Genomic DNA, 24,402 nt, shown 5'->3' on the forward strand with positions numbered 1-24,402 from the left:
GCGCGCGTCCTCCTCCGGAGGAACGACGCACGATCCTACGGATCGTAAAGACGATAAAGCCCTACGGGCTTTATACAATTCCTCCGGAATTGTATTGTGAATTCCTCCGGAATTCACGGGGCCGCATCCGCGGCCCCGTGTGCTCTCCGCTCCGCTCCGGCACACCCGACCCTGACCGTCGGTCAGTCTGTCAGGCTTGACTGTGGCTTGGGTGGCCCCGCTGTCGCGGGCGGGCTACAGGGGCTGGGGCTGGGGTGATCCGGCGGGCCGGTGGACTGGCCCGCCGGACGGTGCATCAGATGTGCACCCCATGTAGAGATCGGGATTTTCTCCTGCCTCCTCTCTTAGGAGGGACACAGGCGCTGCATCGTGATGCAGCGCCTGTGTAGGGATTGGGTTTCTGCTCTACCCCCGGCCCGTGCATCCGGGGTGCTGGAACAGGGAGGGCGGATTTCCCTTGCGGCCGCGAAGGTGGGACCAGCATTTCACGCCGAGCTATTCTCCGAGATAGCAGGAGAGTAAAGCAGCCACGGGTTATCCCCACCACTTACCTGAGGAATAACGAAATTGAGAATTCGTGGACCCTAACCACAGAACGGTACCTCAGATATCGCAAAGCTCGAATTCCGGCGTGCGGAGGTACCGGAGCCGAGCGGCCCCCCGGGCCGGGCGGTGGAACCGTTCACCGGCATCGGCCACGCTTCCGTGGTTCTGATCGTCGCTGCCGTTACTACCCGGGGCTGAGAGCCGTGCCTCCTGCCTGCGTCCGCGCGGGGACGAGGCCGCATGCGAAGCCGCACGCGTCACAAAGGGGTCCGGTCAGAGGTTTTGAGGTTGCTGCTGATGGGTGGATCCACGGCGTGGCGGTGCTTGATCATGGTGGGACAGTCCGGTATCACGCGCGCGCTCTAGAGGTAAGACCGGTGCGTTTCTGCAGGTCAGAGTGTCGCGTTGCAAGAGTTATGTCAGCCCAGGGCTGACATAACTCGGTCGTGACGTCAGTTTCTGACTCAACGACATCGTTTGGTGGCATTAGTGCCACCAAACGCGAGGTGAAGCGTCAGTCGCCGGTCGGCATCCGTCGTGGAGGCGAAGGTCAGTCCAGGGCTGACGTCTGGGTGACTTTCGTGTCGGCGCTGCTGCGTTTTGGTGGCACTACTGCCACGGTTCTCGGTTATGGTGCTGACGTCACGACGATCAAGGGAGGCAGCAACCCCATGAGTTCAGGGGCCCCTGGACGGCAGCGCAGCGCCGGAGTTGCCCGTTGCGCCGTCCCGTCGCCGACGGCGCCCGAAGCCGCCGCCCACCGCGTACAACCGGTCTTCCGGCTCCACCATCGAGCTCCCCCTCGGCCATGCCGCCCAGGTCTTCCCGGTCGGTTCCAGCACCGGGTTCGTCGGTGAGGCGTTCTCGATGGACAGCCTGGAGTTCATGCGCTGGGCTGCCCTCCGGTACGACGACGACCGGTTCGTCCTGGTGGTGCTGCTCACCCTCATGGGATCGCAGAAGCCCGGCGGTCTGATCGAGGCCAAGCACGAGGATGTTGCCAAGGCCCTCGGGTACAGCCGGCCCCACATCGGCCGCGTCTTCAAGGTCCTGGAGGCTGATGGGGCGCTTCGGAAGGTTCAGCGGGGCCTGTATCAGCTGAACCCGGCTGCGTCGCTCAGGGGTGGGCTCAGGGAGCCGCGCAAGGGCGAGAAGAGGAGCTCCAAGGTGGGTACGAGCGACAGGGTGGTGCAGCTGGACCTGTTGCGCGAGATCATGCAGGACCCGGATGCGCCCGACGCGTTCCGGGCGATGGCCGCTCCCGGCGCGAAACTGGAAGTGCACACGGAGTCGGATGGGGAAGGGAAGGCCACGTCATGACGTCCGCTATCGCAGAGGAATGGGTGCCGCGCCGCAACGTGCTGTGGGGCAGCTTCAACGGTCTCGCGTACGTACCGCGCCTTCCCCCGACCGCCTACACCCTGCTGCTGCACATGATGACCGAGCAGGAGCAGGGCGGCCTGGTCGTCGCGACGCACGACGAACTCGCCACTGGACTCGCCATGGAGCGCGGCATGATCAGCCGGGCCATGCCGCACCTGGTCGCCGCCCGGCTCGTCACCGTGGTCCGCCGCGGGCGCTTCCAGCTCCACCCGATGATCGCCGCCTTCAACGACCCCCGCGAGCAGCAGCGCGCCATCAAGGCCCTGCCGAAGGACATGCGGCTGGACGGCGGCGATTTTGAGGACGAGTACGAACGCCGCTTCCAGCTCCACCTGGACGAGAAGGCCCGCAAGGCCGAAGCGAAAGCCAAGGGCAACGTCACGCCCATCACCAAGCCGACCCGCCTTAAGCGCGTGCACTGACCACCGCTGGCAACGGCGAAACGGCGCTGCACTCTGGTGCGGCGCCGTTCTCGTGCCTGGAGCGGTACACAGTTGCCCTCCAGAGGAAGGTGCAGGTCAGCGGTACGCGGCTCGGTGAGCGGTAGCACCAGGTAAACCGGTTTGTTCTGGATCTCCAGAACAAACGACGGTTGGCTCATTACTGCGCGCCAGAAACCGGACCGGCCGACCCGCTGATCAATTCCCCGATGGTCTCCAAGGTGCTGGAAATGCTCACGGAATGGAATCCGGGACAGAAATATCGGTCGAACTCATGGTGACGGAGGGGCGGTTTGCCTCGCTGGGAACGACTGAACGGTCAGAAGGAGGCTGCTCCTTCGTGAACCTTCCGCCCGCGCGAGCGGGCCGATCTCGCGCAGGAACCGCCGCGCGGGATGACCGGGCTGCTCACCGGATACCGCTCGACGGTCACCTCCCCCAGCGACACGACACGGCTTCGGCTGCTGAGCCTCGGCGACACCGACCCGGGACGCCTCGCCGCCGCCGATGCCGCCCTCGCCGCCGTTCGGCTCCAGAGCGCGGGCGTGAGCCCGTCGGTTCTCTTGATTCCCGGTCCGAGTGGTCGGCGCCGGGACCACTCATGGTCGGCCTGGGCGCGGCCGGCGTTCCTCCAGTCCGTGGTCCTCCACGACGGACCGGGCGCAGCGCGCGAAGGCGTCCCTGCCCGCTTCGAACGCGGTGCGGGCGTCATGGAAGGCCAGGCTGCGGTCTTCATCGTCTTCTGCCGCTCGACCGCGCCACGGCGTGCGACGGACGCTTTCGACCTGTAGGCGGAACTCGTCGTTGAGGATGCGGCCGCAGATGTAGACCTCCTTCGCTGCGGCGGCTGCGGAGTCCGGGCCGTTGAGCTGGATCTCGGTCAGCAGCTTCCTCAGTTCCTGGACTGCTTCGCTGATCTGCTGCTCGGAGAGCCGCAGGTTGCGGCTGGTGAGCAGGAATGAGCTGGTTGGGCCGTCGACTGCTCCCCACCCGATTCGGTGTAGCGCGTCGTCGATCGGCTCGGTTGCCTGCTGGAACAGTCGGTAGGCCGCGCGCCGTTCCTCTCTGAGTTTCTGAGCGTGTTCTATGCGCTCGCGTTCGCGGGCCTGCCGCCCGGCGGCAAGGTAGGCGATTCCCGCCGTTCCCAACGATCCGACGACACCGATTCCTGCGCCCGCTAAGGCGGCGATTCCCTGGTCCATGAGCGGCATCATGACGCACGCGCACGGCCGGCATCAGCAGAATTCGCAGCCCTGGTCTCGCCGTTGGTCAGTGGAGTGAACGCCGGTACCGGGCGGCCGGGGGTTTCCCGATGCGGACAGTACCGGCATGATCACAGGAATGAGCGAGAGGGTCTGGGACCGCAAGACGCAGCAGCTGATCGAGAGCCTGCACGAAACGGCCGGTCTGGAGACGGGACTGGCCCGCGGACCCTACGGCGTCGCGGGCGAACTCTGCGGCCGCTACGTCTGCCGGGCCTGCGGCCAGGACCTGATCGCGCGGGCCCTGAGTCCGACGGCGAAGCAGCAGCCCCACTTCAGCCACACCTCCAGCGCCACGTGCCCGGCCTCCCGCGCGCAGCGCGACAAGGTGTCCCTGGACGACCAGGTCGTCATCGAACTGCGGGACGTCCTGGTCCGGGTCTGGCCCGGTGTACCCGTCGACCTCGTCCTGGTCCACGCTCCCGAGCCCGGCGACGGCGGGACGCGGACGGCCGCCGGGCAGCCGCCTGCCATCGTGGTGCGCGGCCCGGAGGGGATCGTGGTCGTCGAACGGGTCCGGGCGCTGCCGGGCTCGGACCGGGTGCGGGCCCGGTCCCGGGCGGTGCGTGCCCAGTTCGGGCCCGGGGCGGCGCACGTGTGGTTCCTGGCCAAGGACCCGTTGCAGTTCGCCCGCTGCGGGACGCTCCAGGTCCGGCCGCGCGGCCTGGACAAGGCCGCGCACGCTACCGTCGCGCCGACCGAGGAGCAACTCGCCGTCGTCGCTGCGGGCGGCGGGGTCTACTGGCTCGACGGGCAGCAGGTCCTCGTCCCGTACGGGGTCCACGACTTCGTCCACACGCCCCGGGAGGGTGAGGCGTGGGACTTCCCCGACTGGCGGCGGAAGGTCTGGCCGAACGACTGGCACATCAGCCACCCCACGCCCGGCCCGGACGCCGCCCGGTGGGGGCTGGTGCCGCTGTCGCTGCACCAGATGACCGGCACGAAGGCCGCCTTCAGCCTCCGTGAGGCCCGGGAGGTCATGCAGCGGCTGGAAGACGTCCAGCGTGCCCGCTGGCGCAGGCGCCGCGCCGACGCGCAGGAACTCCACGCCTCCCGCCAGGCTCCCCCCGTCCCACCCGGGCCCGTACGCGTGCCTGCACCGCAGCAGCCCACCATCCCGCACGGCCGCAGCGACGTCCCCGAAACCGTCCGGCCGTCACAGGGACCGTCGCTTCCCCAACCCCAGGCCGGAGCCGGGCCGGATCTCCCCGCTCCGGGCACCCGGCACGGCGACCTCCGGACGGCCACCGCCCCCGCCGTCGGCCATGACGGGCAGCAGGACAGCCCGGCCCCCGCGATCCCGCCCCTCCCCCGGCACCCGCCGCTCATCCCACCGCCCCCGCACAGCGCCCCCCAGAGGCCGGGACCGGGGAAGCGGACAGGGCTGCGGGGTGTACTTCGGCAACTCCTGCGCGGCAAGAAGCGCTGATCGCACGGCTCGTGCGATCGCGGGGGCTTACCGGCTCTTGCGGGGCGGCGGGATCTTCGGCAGGAGCTCCCACAACGGGCGGCCGCCGCTCGCCCAGGTCGCGAGGGTGCGCCGGTCGGCGAGGTGCATGTGCAGCTGGGCGGCCAGCGGTGCGCAGCGGGTGGAGAAGCGGCCGTTGGTGACGACGAGGACGACGTCGGCACCGTAGAGCTGGCGGGCGGTGCCGTTGACGCGCTGGAGATCGGGGGTGCCGACCGGGGAGCCGCGGTCGCCGTCGCGGCGGTGCTTCACCTGGATGACCCAGGCGCGGCCCAGCGGGTCGGTGGCCAGGACGTCGGCGCCGTTGTCGCCGGCCCCGCCGATCTGCCGGGCGTCCGTACACCCGTCGCGGCGCATCAGGTCACGGACCGCGTACTCGAAGTCCCGGTGGTGCAGGGCGTCCAGCTGCGGGAGCCCGTAGCGCAGGGCCTGCTGACGGGCCCGGTCCCAGGCCTTCCGCTGCTGATACCGGTGAACCCACCCGGCCCCGGCGACCGCACCGACCGCCGCGAGGACGATCAGGACCCACCAGTTCGCCAGCAGCCAGGACACCAGCGACCACACGGCGGCCACCGCCAGGACCACCGCGCCGAACACCAGGATCTGGCCGTCGGACTTCCGCCCGCGCCGACGCGCCCAGCCCCCGCCCCGGGACCCGGGCCGAGGGCGGTAGGGAGCGCGACGGCGCGGCGCGGTCCGGCGGGCGGTGGGCCGGCGGGTCGTCCGGCGGCGGGGGTAGCGGCGGCGGGTGGGCATCGAGGCGGCTCCAGGGGGCGGGGTGGTCAGCGTGAGGAGTCGGTGATGCCGTTGGCGAGCTGCCCGATGAAGTCGAGGACTCCTTGGCCGAACGGGGTGGGGGCGATGACGATGCCCAGGGCGAGCACGATGACCACGGTCAGCTTCTCGTCGTTCCGGCTCCGGGAATGCGTCCGACGGCGCAGCCGGAGCACCACGATCACGGCCAGGAGCACACCCACGTTGATCGTCAGCACCCTTGCCCCGCCCCCGCCTCACCCTCGGTCCCGTTCCGACCTTCCTGTGTATCCGCATCCGTACGACCGCGCCTCAAGGTCATCGAACGATGACGCAAAGTCATTGATTGGCCGGATCGGTGCACTGAACCGCAGGTGAGGCAGCCGCGGGACGCGGACGGGGCGGCCGCCCATGGGTTATTCGCTCCGTCATCTTCAGCCGGTCGGCACGCCTGGGGCTCAGGTGTTGGGCGGGTCGACGGACCGGTGGTACTCGGGCTCTAACCGGACGGTCGCGCTGCCGGTGATCCGGACCACGGCCCCGGTCCGATGGCGTTGGTGACCACCGTCTCCACCGGGATCACCCGAAGGTGTCGCAGAAGTACACGGCCCGGGCCGGGCCGGTCCGCCGCGCCGGTCACTCACCACGTCCGGCTGCCCGGTGGTGGGTGAGCATGGCGAGTCGGCCGGCCCGGCCGGGCGGCCGGGTGTCAGTTGAGGACCTGAACCTCACCGACCCGGGCGGTCCACGCGGTCTGGCAGGTCTCGTTGAACTCTCCGGCGTCTCCGAGGGCGGGGGCAGTCCAGGTGATGGTCCAGGTCGCGGTCGCGGTACCCCGGTAGCGGCCGCCCGGCTTGTCCGAGGCGGACCGCTGGTAGCGGTGGCCGCAGTCCGGGGACATGCCTTTGCCCTGTTCAGGGGTGTACTTGGTGCCGGAGCCGTGGCAGGTGACGGTGGTGCCGTCGCCCATGTCCCACCGAACCGTGGTGACCTTCGCGGTGGCGCTCACAGTGACGCCGCCCGCCGTCGCGGACGCTTCCGCCGGTCCGAACGTCGTCGGGGACGGCTCCACGTGCATCCACATCGGCATCCCCACCACGTACTTGCCCGCCTCCCGGGGACTTCCCACCGCCGGACCCGCCAGCTTCATGGAGTCGACCGCGCGGCGCGCCACGGCTTCCGGGTCGATGACCGGGGCTGCTTCCGGAGCCTCACCGTCCGGGAGCCACACGGTCCGCGCTCCCTGCGAGTTCGGGCAGTTCACCCCGTAGACCGCGCCCTTCTCGCTGCGGTCGTGGCCCTTCCAGAACATGTTCTCCGGCGGCGGCTGCGGATCGAGCCGGGTGTACGTGCACGACGGCTTCGAGCTCCCGCCGCCGGAAGCACCTGCGGGCGTAGCGGTCCCGCCGCTGCCCGGGGCGCCGGGGGCGGTGCCGCCGTCGGAGGGCGCAGACCTTGACGAACATCGTCGCGCCCTTGCAGATCCCGCCGCTTCGGCCGTCGTCCGCGTGCGCGGCCGGGGCGAGGATGCCCGCCAGGACCACCGCGGCTACTGCTTGCTGCTGCTCGCCTCAGCACGTCGCTCCTCCGCCGCCCTGGGGGTTCAGGTCGGTCACCATCCACCGGCCGTCCCAACGCTGGGCCGTGGCCGTCATGACGTACCGGAGCGGCTGCTCCGTGGGGAGCGGGATGACCTTCTGCGCCTTGACGTCGTACGTCTCGTAGGCGGAGAGGTCCACGCAGTCCGAGAGCGTCGCGGTCGGCGTCTGCGCCTCCATGTCCAGCTCGGTCACCTCCGGGTCATGCCCCAGCTCACCGCGCACCACGGTCCCGGCCGCCTTCATGTTGGCGAGGTCGTTGCGGATCTGCCCGAGCGCCTCCGTAGTGGCGTACTTCTCCAGGTCGGTGCCCTTGGCGTCGGCCTTGCGGTATGCCTTCATCTGCTCCCGGGCCATCGAGGCGTACGAGGCGAGCACCGCCGCCTTCTCCGCCGCGTCCGGATCCGCCGGGGACGCCGACGCGGCCGGAGCGGGCGAGGAAGCCGCTGGAGGGGCCGCAGACGGCCTCTCGCTGTCGTTGCCACCGCCGCATGCGGTCAGAGCGAGAGCGAGCGGCGCAGCCGCGCACAGCGCCGCCCACCGTGTCAGCCGAGCCGTCATCATCCAGGCCACCCCCGTACAGTCACGATCAGTCCGCGATCACCGTAACCCCCAGCACAGGACCGGTTACAGCAGAATCCCGGCCGCGCCCCGGCCTACGCTCCGAAGAGGAGAACGCCCTCTCCGCCCTGGCGGCCGGGAGGGGAGACCGCGGCGAGAGATCGGCGCTCAGAACGGCGCGGAGACCGGCTGCTGGCCCTCCTGGGCTTCCTTGATCGATCCGGAAACGGCGGCGAGGTCCGGGTACTGGGCGGCTAGCTCGGCGCGGATGCGGGCGGTCTCCTCGTCCTCGCCTGCTTACGGGCGGCGCGGTCGAGGTCGTACTGCTGCTCGGCGCGCTCGGCGGCCTCCTGGTAGGCGTCCTCCTCCGGAGGAACAACGCTTGTAGGTGGCTTGGGTAGCCCGCTGTCGCGGGCGGGCTGGCTACAGAGGTGGGGTGGGGGCCGGGGTGATCCGACGGGCCGGTGGACTGGCCCGATCGGACGGTGCGTCACATCCGTGTCTCGTGCAGAGGTTGGGGATCTCCCCTACCTCCCCCATCGCAACCCCTACGAATTGCATCAGAATAATTCATCCGTGCACAGATTGACATTTTGGGGCACCCGCGACTGCTCGGTAGAATGTTCACGTGGAGTCAGACTTTACGGCCATTCGGCGAATTACGGATGCAGAAATATCGCGAAAGGAAATTCGATATTTGGCGCTAGTTCAGGTTGACCTCATGGCACTTTACCGACGTTGGGGGCGGCCTGATATCGGGGTGGATTCATTGGCCGAATGGCTGTGTTTCGCTTTCGCGTTGCCCAGCGGGGAAAAGTTCACCTTGCAGCGAGAGGCCTATAATCCGCCTACGTCCGGCTTTCTCCTCAGTGTGACCGGTACACTGTTCTCCGCAGAGGCAGCGGGGCACGTGATTGAAGCGCTTGATATCCCCGAGGCATGCGCAATCGAGTTGAGTTCTGAGGTGGCAAGCTAAACGGAACTCCGGTACGTCCCTCCGCCGCCGGTGGCCGCTGCGCTCCCACGGCCAGCGCAGCATCCGGCCGGCCGGTTTCTGGGTCGGCCGTGCGGCGCGGGCCATCTCCGCGTGCAGGCCCTCGCCGAGAATCCCCACGAGGGATCACCTTCCTGGTGCTGATGATCGTCTGTACGGGCCGCTGGGTGCCGATCCACGCCACGGGTGACGAGAGGCCCGCCCCGGGGCGGGGAGATCGGCGCTCAGAACGGCGCGGGAGCAGCTTCCGGGGCCTCTTGTGCCTTGGCGGCGGCCACGGCCGCGTCCCGGACGGCTTCCCATTCCCGGATGACGCGGTCACGGTCGCGCTGGGCAGCAACGCGACAGCGCCAGCAGAGCGGGTCTCCAGGGAAGGCTGCCCGGCCGCAGGGGCCGTCATGGCCAGGGCAGGTGCCGTCGTCGGTCGGGGTCACGGGCAGCTCGGCGTCGAGTCGGGCGTAGCAGGCCTCGTCCTGGCAGGTGGCGCACTGGTCGCCGGTCCGGGTGCGGATGGTGCAGGTGTGGCCGTCGTGGCCGGGGCAGAGCGGCCATCCGAGATGCTCGGGGCACCAGGTCTCGCCGACGACGGCGAGGGTCGGGCAGCGGCCGTCGTCGGCCTCGCAGACGGGGTGCCGGTCGATGCCGCGCCGAAGCTGCTCCTGCTGCTGTTCCCGGTCGGCCCACGCGGGCGGGGTGGGCGTCGGACCGTCCTCCCAGCGGCGCCCCTCCCCCGGCGCGGTGCGGTCCGGGCCGGGGGCCTGGTGGGGTACCGCGGCGGTGCCGGCTGTGGAACCGGGGACGGGCATTGCAGCGGCGGCCTTGAGGCGGCCGGAGATCACCGCGCCGACCGTACGGTGCAGCGGGTCGGGCAGCGGGGGCGGGCGATCACCTCCCACAGCAGCGGCACCGGCCACCCCGCCGCCAGGAGCCCGGTGGCCATGAGGCCCTGGTCCCGGAGCGTGGCTCCAACCCCGTTGCTAGAGTGAACCGTTGTTTTCGATCAGGGGCGGGGGACCCATGACATTCAACGACGAGTGGGCGGCACTCAAGTCCGACGCGCGAGAGAGGCAGTCGGCGCAGATGAGCCTCAACACGGCTGGGGCCCGGCCCGGTGTTCCGGCGTCCGGTGCTGATCGCGACCTCGTGGTGCACCGGGACGAGCTGGGCGCGGTCGGTAACGAGGCCTTCCGGGTCCACGGCGAGCTGCGGAAGCGTGCTGACGTGGCGGGTGCCGGTGCCGACAAGGCCGGCGCGGGAACCACGGCCCGGGCTGCGGCGGAGTTGCAGGGCCGGAACTTCAGCGCGGGTGGCGAGTTGTACACCACGCTCGAAGTCTGGACTTCGCAGGTGAAGACGGTCCTGCAGATGTTCGCGCATATCTCCAACCACCTGGACTACTCGAAGAAGTCGCACGCCAACGACGAGGTGGAGATCGCCGCCACGCTCCGGGGGCGGGACGGATCCGCCGTGCCGGTGTCGGAGTTGCAGAAGTACGTGAAGTGATCAGGGGGAGCGGGACAGCATGGGGGCGTTCTCGTACACGGATCTGATCGAAGCCGACCTGGGCAAGCTGAGCTCGGCGGCCGACGACTGGTCCTCAACGGCGGCCGGTCTGAAAAGGCTGAGGGCCGAGGTCTACAGCGGTCTCCTGCAGTTGTCCGACGGAGCCGACTGGGCTGGGCTGAATGCGAGCGTCACCAAGGAGTTCGTCCGCAAGGCGGTCAAGGAGGTCGCGGATCTCCAGGTGGAGGCGCAGAGCATTGCGTCAGTCCTGCGGGACGGTCACGCCGAACTGACGCGCGTGCAGAAGCGTGCGCGCGAGCTTTCCGCGGAAGCCCGCAAGGGCGATCCTGACCGGTCGGCGGGCCCTGATCCGGGGCTGGTGGTGTCGGACGGTCCCAACGGGACCGTGAAAGGTCATGGAGGCCTTCTGCGGTGTGGAAGGCACGTCCCAGCGGACCAAGGACCTGATGCAGTGGTACGCCGATACCCTCACGGGTCTGGTGGCGCACGCGGCGGAGATCGACGCCGCCGTGACCCGCGCGCTGAAGCGAAGCCACGGCGGTGACCCGCACAACGCGGGGCACGCGACGTACACCTCGCTCGACGAGGACCAACTCGCCCGCGCCACCAAGCTCGCCTCTCTCGAGGGCGATGCGAACACGGCGCAGCGGGCCGAGCTGCGGCGGCTGTGGACATCGCTGAGCCCCGAGGCTCGTGCGGAGTTGTGGACCGGGCACAAGGACGGCCTTCTCGCGGCGGGACTGCTCACTCCGACCATCAAGAAGGCCTCCCCCGACCGGGGCTCCGGCCCCCACGGTGTCGAAGATCCGGGAGCCGAGGAGCGCAGGACCCGGGAGAAGATGAACCTGATCGCCGAGGCCGCCGACTGGAAGGGCGACAACGACGCCGCGCGGCACATGGCGCACTACCTCGGGAATAGCGGGACGGACATGGATCTGCCCGTCGACAAGATGATGTCGGACGTGCCCAGCTTCAACGCGCACATCGAGGACGGCATCAGGGAACATCAGGCGGCTTGGCGCGACGACGCTCTCGCGGAGTTCCGGCGCAATGGCGGCCAACCCGTCTCGATGCCGGTGGAGACCGGAAACCGGGACTTCGCCTTCACGCCGGATGTCGACAACAACTGGTTCTACGCAGTGAGCCCTTTCCAACCTGGTTCGGGCGTAAGGCTGTTGGGCTGACGACGTGATGAAGCCCCTGGTAGATGGGTTTTCGACCAAGAGAACCGTCTCCGCCAGAGGCTTCACATGCTTGTCTACCCGCCGGGCGTCGAGGTGTCCAGCTCCGCCCTCCGCTTCCTCACACAGCAGCTGCGGTGCCACCGCCGCGCCATCGGCTCCCGGTGGCGGCGCCTGAGTGGCGGCCGCCAGGCCCTGCTCACCCTCGCCCATCTGCGGGTGGGCCACACCTACGCCCAGCTCGCGACCGGGTCCGGCGTCGGAACCACGACCGCGTACCGCTACGTCACCGAAGCCGTCGATCTGCTGGCCGCTCTTGCACCCAGCCTCGCCGACGCGGTGCGGACCGCGTCGATGAAGGCGTACCTGATCCTGGACGGCACGCTCCTGCCGATCGACCGTATCGCCGCGGACCGGCCGTTCTACTCCGGCAAACACAGGAAGCACGGGATGAACGTGCAGGTCCTCGCCGACCCCTTCGGCCGACTGCTGTGGGCCTCACCGGCCCTGCCAGGCGCCGTCCACGACATCGGCGCGGCCCGCGAACACGGCATCATCGACGCTCTCGCCGAGGCCAGCATGCGGTGCTGGGCCGACAAGGGCTACCGGGGCGCCGGCGGCACGGTCCGAATCCCGTGCTGGGGACGATGGGCGACCCTCTCCGCAGGCCAGCAGGCGGTGAACCGGTCCCACGCCAAGATCCGGGCCCTTGTCGAGCAGGCCGTCGCCACCCTCAAGTCCTGGCGCCTCCTCCGCAAACTGCGGTGCTCGACCACCCGGATCACCAGCATCGTCCAGGCCGTCCTCACCCTTCATCTGACCAGCTCAGAACGATGATGGAAAAGGCTCAGTGGGGTCCACCCGGTCGAACGTGACCGGGGTGGTCACCGTCGTGCCGGACGAGAACGGACAGCCCAAGGTCGGTCTCGACTACCAGGCCAACGCCTGGGACCGCTACAACTGGGACGAGAGTAAAGGCGTGACCATCGATCTCCCGTGGGGCAGCGACATGAGCATTCCGGATGGTCAGATGGCCCGCCTCCACACCACGGGCATCGCCCGGGAGTTCGACATGGCGGGCAGCAGCTCCGTCAAGCACTACGATCTGGGCGGACCCGCCCCGAACCAGGGTTCTCTACCGCAGCCGGACCAGCCGGGCCGCGAGGGCGACCGGACGGATCCGGGTCGTGAGCAGCAGGAAGCGCGATAGAGGATCACTGATGGACGCCTCCCCCCAGACCTCTGCCGACACGCAGCCCGTGCGCCGCCGTCGTGTGCCGGTCGCAGTCGTCGTCGTTGCGGTGTTCCTCGCCTGCGTCGCCACCGCGATCGGTGTGGTGTCCTGGGTCGCCGATGACGTGTCGTCGGACCTGACGGACCAGGAAATGACGTGTTGCTGGGAAGAAGGAGCCACGCCCGCCTGGATGAGCGACCAGCTCGGTATCCGCATTCCGGAGGCAGCCTCGGACCGGCGGTCGGGCTACAAGACCGGCCAGCGTTACGACACCGGTCTGCTCGCCTTCGTTCTGCCGAGCGAGGACGCGGAGCGGTACACCGGCCGGCTCATCCGGAGCGGCACCGAGATGATCGGGAACTCTCACCCCGAGGAGAAGGGCTACCGGCCCGCCGCTGCCTTCGGTCACCTCGGACTGCCCGAACCGGAGACGTTCGTCCAGGGCCTGCGGAAGGCCAGCCTGTGCCCGGACGACCTGGCGTCCCCGGAGGGCAAATACCTCGAACGCTGTGTCGACCTCTTCGCCCACGAGTTCACACCCGGTACCACGCGGATCTACGTCCGGTCGACGATCGAACCGTCCATCACGCCTCCACCCGCGAGCAAGGCTCCGTAGCCGGCTGCGAAGGCATCGCAGAAAGGGCAGCGGAACCTCTGCTTTGTACCGCTGTCACCACCAGGAGCACGGGCACGGCCGTCAGTGCGCTGCGGGCGAGTTGGAGCAGGTGCGGCACGAGCATGCCTTGGTGGTGGCTGAGGCGGAGGACGGGCGTCTGCTGGCCGAGGCCGGAGGGCTTGCCTCCGAGCGCAGCTCGGCATCCGGGCGGAGCAGCTCGCTGCGCAGGCCGGGCACATTGCGGACGTACAGCGGACGGTGTGGGCGCTGATGCCCGCACTGGAGCGGGCCAGGTGGTGCCGTCCGTTGCCGGGCAGGCGGGCAGCGGGCGTCCGGCCGGGCAGGAGCCGGAGCGGCCGGCGAGGAGCGGCGGTGGCGGCCCCGGCGCGAGCGGCCTGCTCGCGCAGTTGGGCTGCCTCCAGCGCGGCTGCGACCTTCTCGTCCTGCGCTTCCCGGGCTGCCGTCTTCCGTGCGGTCGGCAGCTATCCGCTCTGCCTCGACGAGGATGCGAACGTTCTCGTTCCCTAGGAGTTGTCGTCAAAGTGTCAGGCCCACATCAGGATCGATGCGAGGGTGATGGCTGCGGTGTAGGACTGGGCGGTCTTGTCGTAGCGGGTGGCGATGCCTCGCCACTACTTGAGGCGATTGAAGCACCGTTCCACGACGTTGCGGTGCTTGTAGACCTTCGTGTCGAAGGCCGGAGGGCGGCCGCCGAGGCTGCCCTTGCGGGCCCGGTTGCAGACCTGGTCGGACCGCTCCGGGATGGTGTGCCTGATGCCGCGGCGCCGCAGCCAGGCGCGGATCGTCTTGGAGCTGTAGCTCTTGTCGCCGATGACGTGATCGGGCCTCACCCGGGGCCCGCCCGGACCGATCCTGGGCACCCGTATCGCCTCCATCACGGCGGTAAACTGGGTGCAGTCATTGGTGTTCCCGCCGGTCAGAATGAATGCGAGCGGGCGGCGATAGCGTCGCAGGCGAGATGGATCTTGCTGGTCAGTCCGCCTCTGGACCGGCCGAGGGCCGGGCTTTGGCACCCCCTTTTCGGGCCCCGGCGGCGTGGTGATGGGCGCGGACGATGGTGGAGTCGACCGACACCAGCCAGTCGATGTCACCCGCCGCGTCCGCCTTCGCCTGCACGGCCCGCAGCATCCGTTCGAACGTGCCGTCCGCAGTCCAGCGGCGGAAGCGGGTGTGGAGACTCGTCCACGGGCCGTACCGTTCGGGCACATCCCGCCAGGGGACACCGGTGCGGAACTTCCACACGATCCCGTTGAGGACCATCCGGTCGTCCAGCCGGGGCCGCCCCAGCGCGGGCCGGGGCAGCAACGGGCGTATGAGGTCCCACTCGGCATCGGACAGTTCATGGCGGCGTATCACCACTCCATGGTCCACAATCCAAGATCACTTTGACGACAGGCCCTAGCCGGAGAGCTGTCTCCTCTGGCCGCTCCGCCTCCAGGAGGTCATCGGCCGCGTGCCGCTTCGCACCCGCCGACTGCATTACCGGGTCGGACCTTGTCCGGGACTGCGGTCAGGCGGCCCAGCCGATCGAGGACACGTAGCTGTAGCCGTCGTAGTCCGAGCCGATGAGGTCGAGGACTTCGTCCCAGACCGCGTCCAGCTCGTCCTGGTCGTCGTCCATCCACGCGTCCACGGCCCGGTCCCACACTCCACGGACGTTGACGCTGCGCGGGGCGAGGTCGCGCCGGTACTTCTGCTCCACCCCGCCCTGGTTGACCGGGTTGATCTCCACTCGGGTCCCCCGCCCGTTGTTGTTCAGCCGGTGCTTGAGGTCGGCGGCGACGTTGCGGCGGCGCAGGTCCCAGTACGCCGCGTCCAGGCGGGCGAGGTTGGCCTTGTTCGGGGTGCGTTCCTCGGCGAGCCAGGCCATCAGGGTGCGGGGGGAGACGTGGACCCCGGCCCGGTCCATCGCCTCGTACCCGGCATCCGACTTGGTGAGGTAGTTGAGGCGGGCGGCGAGACCGCGCTCACTGTCCACGGGCGAGCTGATGCCGTGCACCATGCTCTCCATGGCGATGCCGAGCGCCTCGCCGCCAGGTGCGCCAGCCGCGCCGTACTTCCCGAAGTCCATCCACCGTCCGGCCATCAGCCGCCCACCTTCCCGACCATGTACTCACCGGCCGCCTTGCCGTCACCCTGCTTGATCTTCAGCTCGGACACGCCCCGGCCCTCGGTGAACACCTGCCGCCAGTCCCCGATGACGTGCAGTTCGTCGGTGTGCTTCAGCGCGACGACGTCCAGCCCGGCCTGGTGGGCTTTGTACGCCCGGCCGCAGTGCAGCGCGAACGCCTGGGAGTGGATCAAGTGCATCCAGTCCGGGCGGACCATCTCCCGGTTGTGGACCGACTCCCCCATCGTGGACACGAACTTGCTGTACATGGCCTTGACGTACTCCAGCGTCAACGCGTCCCCGGCGGCGATCGCCTCCGACCGCGCCGCCACCAGGAGCTTGCGTAGGGCGTCGAGGAAGTTCTCCGTGGCGCCGGACGTCCAGCTTTCGTGAACGGTCGGGGCCTGGGTGAGACCCCACTTGGGGCCGGACAGGCGCAGCAGGAGGCGCAGGGTGGCGTCGGTGGTCCAGAGGGCGCCGGGGGTGTCGCGGTCGCCGAGCGGGTCGGGGAGGTGGGGGTGGGTCCAGGGGGCGGGGGTGATCAGGTGGACCCCGCTGCGCTTGGGGCCGACGCCGTCCGGTCCGGTGGTGTGCTCCAGCTTCCCGATCGGCAGCCACACCTTGAGCGCGGACAGGTAGGCGGCGTTGACGTCGAGGGCGGTGACCTTGATGTCCCGCTCGGGGGCGCGGAGGGAGTAGGCGGGGTTGTTGTAGGCGGGGCGGGCCTCCCAGATCTGATCCGGCTCACGCTTCGAGGGCTTGTGCAGGACGTCCGGGAGCGCCGGGTAGGCGGTGTATTCGTAGCGGGCCGTGGCGCGGGTTTCGTTGAACAGGTGCATCACGTCGGGGATCGCCCGGCCGATCAGGGCTTTGAGCGCGGCGTCCTCGTCCCCGCCGGCTCGCTCGGCTTCCTGCTCGACCGCGCCCCGGATCAGGCCCATGAGGTCCGCTTCGGCGCGCTCGGCGCTCTTGGACCGGCGCTGCGGGCGGGTCGGTACCCGGGCCGGGACCGGCGACACCGCAGCCGCCGGAACCGGGGCAGCCGGGACGGCGGTCGGGGCAGGAGTGGACGGTACAGCTGCGGGCGCGGCCGGGGGCTGTGCGGTGGTGGTGGGCTGGCACATCGCCCCGGAGTGGAGCGGACGGCCGTCGGTCGACTGGTAGGTCGTCTCGACACCGCAGCGGACGCACGGGCCCGGGTCGCCCTCGATCGCGCGGCCGTCCGGACCGCGCAGCGTCTCCAGCCCGGTCAGCGCGGCAGGCGCCGCGACGGCGGGCGTCTCGGCGGCGGCCTGCGTGGGAGCGGGTCCGTACGGCTGGTCGGTGAACAGGGCGGCGACCGGCTCCCCGGGGGTGGCGGGGGGCGGGTAGATCTCCGCGAGGCCCTTCAGGATCCGCAGGTACGGCAGGCGGGCGGGCGGGGTCGGGGCGGAGACACCGGTCTCCCAGTTCGCAATCGTCGACCGGCCCACACCGACCGTCGCAGCGATGTGCGCCCGGGAGAACCCGGCAGCCTCGCGCAGCCGGAACCGCTCCTCGGGGGGCGGCATCGCGGCGGCGAGACGGGCCTCTTCCAGCAGTGCTTCCACGCTGTTCTCTTCACTCATAACGATAACTGTACCGCAATTGGACGTCACATGGTGATACATTGGACGCTCATTGGACAGTTGGTGACAGCCGGGAGGATGGGCGCAGTGATCCGGACTCCGGAGGACATCGCACGTGACCAGGTACGAGACGCCAGACGGCGGGCATGACCGCGCAGGGACGAGCTGCGCGCCGAACTCTGGGTGAGCGCGCCTGCCGGGCGGCGCATCCGTGCGGCGGCGTCGCGGGCCGGTCTGCCCCCCCCAACGAGGTACTGGCCCAGCTCGCCGAGCGGGTGACCGTCGATGATGACGGGGCGGTGTCCGTCGCCCCGTTCACCCGGGCCGGATGCCCATGCCGATTGAGGAGCGATGAACGTGCAGCAGACACCGCAGGCGGACAGGTCCGGGATCACCCTCCGGCCGCACCAGGTCGAGGCCGTCGACCGGATCGTGTCGGGCCTGTCCCTGCCGGCCGACGGGACCATGCCCGTGGGCGGGCTGCGCGGACAGGTCCACATGGCCACCGGAACCGGCAAGACCATCACCGCCGCAATCGCCGCACTCCGGCTGTGCCCGAACAGGATGATCGGCGTGCTGGTCCCCACGCTGGACCTGCTGACGCAGACGATCGAGGCGTGGCGCCGGGCCGGGCACAACGGCCCGGCCGTCGCAGTGTGCTCGCTGGGCGCGGACCCGCTGCTGGAGGCGCTCGGGGTGCGGTGCACGACGAACCCGACGCAGCTTGCCCTGTGGGCCAACTCGGGGCCGTTGCTGGTCTTCGCGACGTACGCGAGTCTGGCCGGGCAGGGCCTTGCCGACGACCAGGGCGACACCCCGGACGCCACCGCGCCGGGCGTGCTGGAACGGGCGCTGCGCGGCTCCTACGGGCAGAAAATGGCCCCGCTCGACCTGGTGGTGGTCGACGAGGCGCACCGCACGTCGGGTGACGGCTCGAAGGCGTGGGCGTCCGTCCACCACCAGGACCGCATCCCTGCAGCACGGCGGCTCTACATGACCGCGACCCCCCGCCTGTGGGAAGCAGCCCCCCGCACGACGGACGGCGCGGAGGCCGACGGCGACCAGCTCGGCGCGGCCGATACCCCGGGCGGCGGTGAGGTGCTGGGCGGGCGGCTCGTCGCCTCGATGGACGACGTCGACCTGTACGGGCCGGTCCTCCACGAAACCGGGCTCATGGAGAGTGTGGAGAGGGAAGTCCTTGCCCGGTTCGAGGTGGACGTACTGGAGATCCGCGACCCCTCACCGCTCAGCGAGGACGCGTCGATGGAGGAGCGGCGGGGCCGCCGGCTCGCCGCGCTCCAGGCCGCGCTCCTCAAGCACGCCGACGAGTCCGGCGTGCGCTCGTACATGACGTTCCACTCCCGGACGCTGGACGCGATGAGTTTCGCGCGGGCGATGCCGCAGACCGCGGCCCGCCTCCACGCTGCCGACCCCGCCGCCTACCCGGCCCGGGTCGGTGCGGAGTGGCTCTCCGGCGAACACCCCGCCACCCACCGCCGTAACGTCCTCGCCCGATACGCCGACGGACTCGACGCCGAGGGGTGGGTGTGCGAGCTGTCCTTCCTGGCCAGTTGCCGGGTCCTCGGGGAAGGAGTCGACATCTGCGGCAAGCGCGGAGTGCAGGCAGTCGTCTTCGCCGATACCCGCTCCTCGCCGGTGGAAGTGGTGCAGATCATCGGGAGGGCCCTGCGCCAGGAACCCGGCGACGGCAAGATCAGCCGCATCATCGTGCCGGTGTTTCTGGAGCCCGGCGAGGACCCCGGCGACATGATGGCGTCCCCCAGTTACCGCGGCTTGGTCGCGATCCTCCAAGGCCTCCGTGCACACGATGACCGAATCATCCAGCGCATGGCGCTGCCCACCACCACCACGCGCGGGCAGACCACGTCCGTACTCGCCCTCGACCCGCAGCAGGAGACTGCGGCCGACGAGAACGACGACCAGGACAACGAGGACGACGGCCAGGGCGACGAGCGGGAGTCCGCGGCGGCCAGCACCGAGGACGACAGCGACCATGAACAGGGTGGTGCAGAAGAAAGCGAGGACGACGAAGGCCAGGGCGACGGCGGACCCGACGCCGCGCCGGGCATCGCGCCCGTCACAACACCCCTGCTGCGATTCTCCCTCTCCCGCGACCCGCAGGCGATCGCACTGTTCCTGCGCACCCGCGTCCTGCGCCCCGACAGCGAGGTCTGGCTCACCGGGTACAACGCGCTGCGCACCTGGGTGCGGGAGCAAGGGCACGCGCAGGTCCCCAGCGAAACCACCGTCGAGCTGGGCAGCGACGGCGCCACCTACGGGCTGGGCACCTGGGTCAGCGAGCAGCGCCGGGCGTTCAAGGCCGGGACGCTCAAGGCGTGGCGCACCGACCTCCTGAACGAAGTGGGCATGGTCTGGTCGGTCGGCGACGCCGCGTTCTGGAAGAACCTGAACGCGGCCTGCGCCTACCACGCCGTCCACGGCAGCCTGGCCTGCCCCAGGAACACCGTCTGGGACGGAATCGCGGTAGGCCAGTGGCTCAGCAACCTCCGCCGCCCGGGAGGCATGGGCACCGACCCCCAACGCGCCGAGGAACGCCGCCGGGCGCTGGAGGCCATCGACCCGGAATGGAACCCGGCGGAATGGCCGGTCGAGTGGCAGCGCCACTACGCCGCCGCCCGCCGCCTCCTCGGTGAGGAACAGGGCCGCCCGGCCGAACTGCTGCCCGGCGTCACCGTCAACGGCATCGACGTCGGCACCTGGACCACCAAGCAGACCGACCCCCACGTCTGGGACACCCTCCTGCCCAAGCAGCGCACGCGCCTGGAGGCACTCGGGCTCAAGCGCCGGACCGACACCACCCCGGCCACCCCGGCCGGGAAGAGCGGGAAGGGCTCGGCGTTCGAGCGGGGAATCACCGCTCTGACCCAGTACGCCGCCCGGGAAGGGCGGGTCGTCGTACCAAGGGCCCACATCGAACAGACACCCCACGGACCCGTCCGGCTGGGCACCTGGATCAGCAACACCCGCAGCAGGCGGGAGAAGCTCAGCGCCGAGCAGCGCGAACAGCTCGCCGCACTCGGCATCGACTGGGCCACCACCACCTGACATCCCACCCATGAGTCCATCGTCCCGCGCCCCCTGGCCCACCGCCCGGGGGCGCGGGACGTTTTGCAGGCGACACCCCGGCGGCAACACGGAGCGGAATCCGACCGGCCGTCGGGCGAGCCGCTGCTCGGCGGGAGTACGCACGGACGTACGCGACTGCGGACACGGTGCAGGCCGCGTACCGGGAACACGCCGCGGCCACCGGTGTGTCGCGCCTGGACCTGGAACATGATGAAAGGCCCCACCGCCATAGCAGTGGGGCCCCGGGGCAGCTGACAAACCGTCCATCACCTCACCGTCCCGCGCCCCCCGACGCCGCCGCCAGGGGAAACCGAGAGCGGGGCAAGGCACCGGCAGCAGGAAACCTCAGCAGACGAGCGGGATCAGGCGGCCGGTGTGTAGCGGACGATGGTGTCCTCGCACGGACCCTCGGCATAGACCTTCAGCGCTTCGAGTTCACGGTCGTCCGCGGTGAGCTGCCAGCGCAGTGGCTCTGTTCGTGAGACGGGCAACGGATGTACACCGGTTGGGGAGGCTGGCGTCGCCCGAGAGAGAATCGAAATGTTCATGGGTCTCGACAGCAGCACGGGCGCGAAAAGGTTGCTGGAGGGGTGCGATGGATAAATGGATGGCCTGGGGCGAGCGTGACGCGGCAGGATGCTCGGCATGCCGTTGCCCACACCTGAGCTGCACACCGCCCGCCTGCGACTGCGGCCGTTCACCGACGGCGACGCGGCGCCACTCTACGCGCTGCACAGCAGCGCTTATGTGCTGCGCTACTGGGACTCCCCGCCTTGGACCGAACCGGCCCGCGCCCAGCGCTTCATCGCGACCTGCCGGACGATCGAGGAGGAAGGGACGGGAGCGCGGGTAGCCGTCGACCGCGTCTCCGACGGCGCGTTCATCGGGTGGTGCGGCCTGACCAGCTGGAACCCGGACTTCCGCAGCGCGTCCCTGGGCTACGCCTTTGACGCCGCCGCGTGGGGCCACAGCTACGCCACGGAGACCGCGCACGCCGTTCTGCAGTGGGCGTTCGACACCCTGGACCTGAACCGCGTCCAGGCCGAGACGGACACCCGCAACGTGGCGTCCGCCCGGGTCCTGGGGAAGCTCGGCTTCGTGCGCGAAGGCACACTCCGCGAGGACTGCATCGTCAACGGCGACGTCTCCGACTCCTGGGTCTTCGGCCTCCCGCGCCGCGAGTGGCACCCGACAGGCACGCCGACGGCAGGCCGCTAGGAGTTGTCGTCAAAGTGTCAGGCCCACATCAGGATCGATGCGAGGGTGATGGCTGCCTTGCAGGACTGGGCAGTCTTGTCAGAGGGCAGTTCGTGAGGTTACGGGCGGCTCTGCCGTCGCCTGATGGTGTGAGTGCGGGGCCGAATCCGCCGGTCCTCAGCCCAGGGCTTCGGCGCAGTCGTGTGATGCCCGGTTCGTGGCGGACTGCCAGCTCAGCGGCGGTGTTCTCGGAACGTGACAGGCACGGCTTCCAAGATCATGGAGTTCTCCACGCCCCGTGATCCAAGTGGAAGACCGTGCCTGCCGACGCATCATCTCTGATCCCGCCCGCCCTTGACCAACTGCGCGAGAATCCGCGGGTCGGACCGAGGAGCTCCCGGGCCTGCTGGAACGGCTGGCCGAGGTGCCGGGCCCCCGTGACCCACGCGGGGTGCGCCACCGCCTGGCCGTCGTGCTCGCTCTCACCGCGTGCGCGGTGCCGGCCGGAGCGACCTCGCTGCTGACGGTCGGCGAACGAATCGCCGATGCCCCTGGGCATGTGCTGGAACAGGTCGGTGCGAACCCCGATCCGCTCCTGCCCATGCGGGTGCCGCCCGCCGAGAGCATGGTCCGCCGGCTGCTGGCCCGCGTTCACGGCGACGCCCTGGACCGGGCAGTCGGACGTTGGCTCGCCGACCGTCTCCCGAAGGCGACCGGGCCGCGTGGCCTCGCAGTGGACGGCAAGAGCCTGCACAGCGCGGCAAAAACGAACGGCCGCAAGATCCACCTGCTCGCCGCACTGGAACACGCCACCGGCCTCGTCCTGGCCCAGATGGACGTCGGCGAGAAGACAAACGAGATCACCTGCTTCCAGCCACTGCTGGACACCCTCGCCGACCTGGCAGGAGCCATCGTGACCAGCGACGCCATGCACACCCAGCGCGAGCACGCCGACTACCTCCTCGACCGGGCCGCCCACTACATCGTGATCGTCAAGGGCAACCAGAAGAAGCTGCGCCGACAGCTCAAGTCCCTTCCCTGGAAGGACACCCCGCTTCAGGGCCGCACCCGGGGAACCGGCCACGGCCGCTCCGAGATCCGCCGGATCAAGGTCGCCACCGTGAACAGCCTCCCCTTCCCCGGAGCCCGCCAGGCCGCCCAGATCAAGCGCCGGCGCACCGACCGCAAGACCGGCAAGACCGGCAAGACCGGCAAGACCGGCAAGACCGGCAAGACCACCGTCACGACGGTCCACGCCGTCACCAGCCTGACCGCCGAGCAGGCCACTCCGGCCCAGCTCGCCCGACTCGTCCGCGACCACTGGACGATCGAAGCCCTGCACCACGTCCGCGACACCACCTTCGCCGAGGACGCCTCCCAACTGCGGACCGGCAACGCACCCCGCGCGATAGCCACCACCTGGCGCAACCTCGCTATCGGGGCACTCCGGGCAGCCGGAACGAAGAACACCGCGGCAGGTCTCCGCCGCAACGCCCGTGACCCTCGCCGCCCGCTCGCACTCCTCGGCCTCGCATGAACACAAAACGGACGTCACACAACTACGCCGAAGCCCTGGCCCTCAGCCGCTCATCTGCTGGTGTGGTGATACGAGTGAACGCAAGCCGTATCCGAGCGACATATCGGACGAGCAGTGGTCGTTGATCGAGCCGGTGATCGCCGCATGGAAGGACCGGCATCGCTCGGTCAGCGGCCACCGGGGCGCCTATGCGATGCGGGAGATCGTCAACGCGATCCTCTACCAGGGCCGGACCGGCTGCCAGTGGGCCTACCTCCCGCACGACCTGCCGCCCTTGCCTGTCCAAGCCCCTCTCTCAACTGCCCTTGAGCCGCAGGGAAATATGGTGCAGCCGAGGAGATTGCGTCTACCGTTATGATCAGGAAAAATTCTACGGCTTTCTACAACCACACAGACTGAGCGATGATGGGCCCGGGGCACCCCCCAACAAGGGCCCCCCTCCGACAAAATTCACCATTATCCCACCCTTCCAGCCCATACCGAATTACCCACACAGAACAGATACCCCCCTTAACCCCCTCCTTCAGCTCGTGACCCACCGCGAAAGAATTCAACTAGCGGCAGCCACCACTTCGTGGTCCGAGTCCAGAGCAAGAACTTCGAAGGACCGCCTGTGGGCCAGCACAACCGCTTTAGCTGAGGCTTCCCATGCCACCTTCTCACTCAAGTTCAAACGATATCTCGGATCGGCTGCGACTGAGGCCTCTTCCCACTGTGTGGTTTCGTAAATCGAAGCAATCAGTTCAAGCACTTCCACTTGACACTGCACCTCGGGATGGTCTGCCAACTCCACAAGAAATGGGACTACGACCGGCGCGGCCTCAGATACCACTAATCCGAGCGAACAGACCTTGTCCGACAATTCATCTATCGCCGCTCGCGCATTCACCTCATCACCCCAAGCCACCCGCGACAGCAGAGCAGGAATATCACCCGCTGAACCGTTGGCATGCGACAAGTCACCCCAACGAACTGCCGTCAACTGCTTAAGAATTCTACCCATTAAGGTGCCCCTTTGCCTGGGTACAGATCAGTGAGCCTTTTCCAACCTCACTCTGAGCTGGTCAGATGAAGGGTGAGGACGGCCTGGACGAGGCTGGTGATCCGGGTGGTCGAGCACCGTAGTTTGCGCAGGAGCCGCCAGGACTTGAGGGTGGCGACGGCCTTCTCGACCAGGGCCCGGATCTTCGCGTGGGACCGGTTGACCGCCTGCTGGCCTGTGGAGAAGGTCTCCCACCGTCCCCGGCACGGGATGCGGACGG

Annotated in this window: 20 protein-coding genes and 4 pseudogenes; 12 read left to right on the forward strand and 12 right to left on the reverse strand. The window is 69.3% G+C overall.

Annotated features, from left to right (window positions below; translation table 11 throughout):
• Nucleotides 1-1,257: 1,257 nt before the first annotated feature.
• Together ACZ5WC_RS32705 and ACZ5WC_RS32710 are read left to right on the forward strand one after the other, a co-directional pair.
• Nucleotides 1,258-1,866 carry a helix-turn-helix domain-containing protein gene (locus ACZ5WC_RS32705; RefSeq protein ID WP_468544226.1) on the forward strand — a complete coding sequence of 203 codons (609 nt, stop codon included), beginning with the start codon at nt 1,258-1,260 and terminating at the stop codon, nt 1,864-1,866.
• The gene (locus ACZ5WC_RS32710) at nt 1,863-2,351 is read left to right on the forward strand and encodes a hypothetical protein (RefSeq protein WP_468544227.1); all 489 of its coding nucleotides are present in this window, start codon (nt 1,863-1,865) and stop codon (nt 2,349-2,351) included. Before ACZ5WC_RS32705 ends, ACZ5WC_RS32710 begins: the two co-directional genes overlap by 4 nt.
• 617 nt (nt 2,352-2,968) lie before the next feature.
• Here the strand turns inward: ACZ5WC_RS32710 and ACZ5WC_RS32715 are convergent.
• Nucleotides 2,969-3,571 carry a hypothetical protein gene (locus ACZ5WC_RS32715; RefSeq protein WP_468544228.1) on the reverse strand — a complete coding sequence of 201 codons (603 nt, stop codon included), beginning with the start codon at nt 3,569-3,571 and terminating at the stop codon, nt 2,969-2,971.
• Between the two features lie 139 nt (nt 3,572-3,710).
• Between ACZ5WC_RS32715 and ACZ5WC_RS32720 the strand changes: the two genes are divergently transcribed.
• Nucleotides 3,711-5,060: a hypothetical protein gene (locus tag ACZ5WC_RS32720; protein ID WP_468544229.1), complete on the forward strand. Its 1,350-nt coding sequence runs from the start codon at nt 3,711-3,713 to the stop codon at nt 5,058-5,060.
• A gap of 27 nt (nt 5,061-5,087) precedes the next feature.
• Here the strand turns inward: ACZ5WC_RS32720 and ACZ5WC_RS32725 are convergent, their stop codons facing one another.
• The 5 genes from ACZ5WC_RS32725 to ACZ5WC_RS32745 form a co-directional block, all read right to left on the reverse strand.
• Nucleotides 5,088-5,855, reverse strand: a complete 768-nt coding sequence (locus ACZ5WC_RS32725; protein ID WP_468544230.1) for a restriction endonuclease — start codon at nt 5,853-5,855, stop codon at nt 5,088-5,090.
• 26 nt (nt 5,856-5,881) lie between these two features.
• Nucleotides 5,882-6,091, reverse strand: coding sequence for a hypothetical protein (locus ACZ5WC_RS32730; protein ID WP_468544231.1), 210 nt, complete (start codon nt 6,089-6,091; stop codon nt 5,882-5,884).
• A gap of 470 nt (nt 6,092-6,561) precedes the next feature.
• Nucleotides 6,562-7,164 (reverse strand): ATP/GTP-binding protein, encoded by a 603-nt coding sequence (locus ACZ5WC_RS32735; protein WP_468544232.1) that lies wholly within the window; start codon nt 7,162-7,164, stop codon nt 6,562-6,564.
• A gap of 259 nt (nt 7,165-7,423) precedes the next feature.
• Nucleotides 7,424-8,014, reverse strand: coding sequence for a hypothetical protein (locus ACZ5WC_RS32740; RefSeq protein ID WP_468544233.1), 591 nt, complete (start codon nt 8,012-8,014; stop codon nt 7,424-7,426).
• A 1,215-nt stretch (nt 8,015-9,229) separates the two neighbouring features.
• Nucleotides 9,230-9,901, reverse strand: a complete 672-nt coding sequence (locus ACZ5WC_RS32745) for a hypothetical protein (RefSeq protein ID WP_468544234.1) — start codon at nt 9,899-9,901, stop codon at nt 9,230-9,232.
• 121 nt (nt 9,902-10,022) lie between these two features.
• On the opposite strand from ACZ5WC_RS32745, the gene ACZ5WC_RS32750 reads away from it, so the two are divergent.
• The 5 genes from ACZ5WC_RS32750 (at nt 10,023) to ACZ5WC_RS32770 (ending at nt 13,560) form a co-directional block, all read left to right on the forward strand.
• Nucleotides 10,023-10,508 (forward strand): hypothetical protein, encoded by a 486-nt coding sequence (locus ACZ5WC_RS32750; RefSeq protein WP_468544235.1) that lies wholly within the window; start codon nt 10,023-10,025, stop codon nt 10,506-10,508.
• A gap of 434 nt (nt 10,509-10,942) precedes the next feature.
• The gene (locus ACZ5WC_RS32755; protein ID WP_468544236.1) at nt 10,943-11,713 is read left to right on the forward strand and encodes a hypothetical protein; all 771 of its coding nucleotides are present in this window, start codon (nt 10,943-10,945) and stop codon (nt 11,711-11,713) included.
• Between the two features lie 66 nt (nt 11,714-11,779).
• Nucleotides 11,780-12,547 (forward strand): transposase family protein, encoded by a 768-nt coding sequence (locus ACZ5WC_RS32760; protein ID WP_468544237.1) that lies wholly within the window; start codon nt 11,780-11,782, stop codon nt 12,545-12,547.
• Nucleotides 12,548-12,560: 13 nt separating this feature from the next.
• Nucleotides 12,561-12,920 carry a hypothetical protein gene (locus ACZ5WC_RS32765; protein WP_468544238.1) on the forward strand — a complete coding sequence of 120 codons (360 nt, stop codon included), beginning with the start codon at nt 12,561-12,563 and terminating at the stop codon, nt 12,918-12,920.
• Between the two features lie 10 nt (nt 12,921-12,930).
• Complete coding sequence (locus ACZ5WC_RS32770) at nt 12,931-13,560, forward strand: hypothetical protein (protein ID WP_468544239.1); 630 nt, start codon at nt 12,931-12,933, stop codon at nt 13,558-13,560.
• A gap of 545 nt (nt 13,561-14,105) precedes the next feature.
• Here the strand turns inward: ACZ5WC_RS32770 and ACZ5WC_RS32775 are convergent.
• From ACZ5WC_RS32775 to ACZ5WC_RS32785, 3 genes and pseudogenes are all read right to left on the reverse strand, one after another.
• Nucleotides 14,106-14,934: pseudogene (locus ACZ5WC_RS32775) on the reverse strand (IS5 family transposase).
• Nucleotides 14,935-15,091: 157 nt separating this feature from the next.
• Nucleotides 15,092-15,667, reverse strand: a complete 576-nt coding sequence (locus tag ACZ5WC_RS32780) for a transcriptional regulator (RefSeq protein WP_468544240.1) — start codon at nt 15,665-15,667, stop codon at nt 15,092-15,094.
• Nucleotides 15,667-17,298, reverse strand: a complete 1,632-nt coding sequence (locus ACZ5WC_RS32785; RefSeq protein ID WP_468544241.1) for a helix-turn-helix domain-containing protein — start codon at nt 17,296-17,298, stop codon at nt 15,667-15,669. The genes ACZ5WC_RS32780 and ACZ5WC_RS32785 overlap by 1 nt, the downstream gene beginning before the upstream one ends.
• 351 nt (nt 17,299-17,649) lie before the next feature.
• Here ACZ5WC_RS32785 and ACZ5WC_RS32790 point away from each other — a divergent pair, with 351 nt between their 5' ends.
• Nucleotides 17,650-20,385 carry a helicase associated domain-containing protein gene (locus tag ACZ5WC_RS32790; RefSeq protein WP_468544242.1) on the forward strand — a complete coding sequence of 912 codons (2,736 nt, stop codon included), beginning with the start codon at nt 17,650-17,652 and terminating at the stop codon, nt 20,383-20,385.
• A gap of 383 nt (nt 20,386-20,768) precedes the next feature.
• Here the strand turns inward: ACZ5WC_RS32790 and ACZ5WC_RS32795 are convergent.
• Nucleotides 20,769-20,873 (reverse strand): annotated as a pseudogene (locus tag ACZ5WC_RS32795) (HNH endonuclease); the annotation flags it as partial.
• Nucleotides 20,874-21,051: 178 nt separating this feature from the next.
• Between ACZ5WC_RS32795 and ACZ5WC_RS32800 the strand changes: the two are divergent.
• The 3 genes and pseudogenes from ACZ5WC_RS32800 to ACZ5WC_RS32810 all read left to right on the forward strand — a co-directional run.
• Complete coding sequence (locus tag ACZ5WC_RS32800; RefSeq protein WP_468544243.1) at nt 21,052-21,624, forward strand: GNAT family N-acetyltransferase; 573 nt, start codon at nt 21,052-21,054, stop codon at nt 21,622-21,624.
• 430 nt (nt 21,625-22,054) lie between these two features.
• Nucleotides 22,055-22,975: pseudogene (locus ACZ5WC_RS32805) on the forward strand (ISAs1 family transposase); the annotation flags it as partial.
• A gap of 217 nt (nt 22,976-23,192) precedes the next feature.
• Nucleotides 23,193-23,411, forward strand: a pseudogene (locus ACZ5WC_RS32810) (transposase); the annotation flags it as partial.
• 279 nt (nt 23,412-23,690) lie between these two features.
• On the opposite strand, the gene ACZ5WC_RS32815 reads toward ACZ5WC_RS32810, so the two are convergent.
• The gene (locus tag ACZ5WC_RS32815; protein ID WP_468544244.1) at nt 23,691-24,143 is read right to left on the reverse strand and encodes a hypothetical protein; all 453 of its coding nucleotides are present in this window, start codon (nt 24,141-24,143) and stop codon (nt 23,691-23,693) included.
• 47 nt (nt 24,144-24,190) lie between these two features.
• A partial coding sequence (locus tag ACZ5WC_RS32820; RefSeq protein ID WP_468544245.1) for a transposase family protein occupies nt 24,191-24,402 on the reverse strand: 212 nt, incomplete at its 5' end.

It is taken from the genome of Streptomyces sp. NPDC033165, assembly GCF_055577965.1.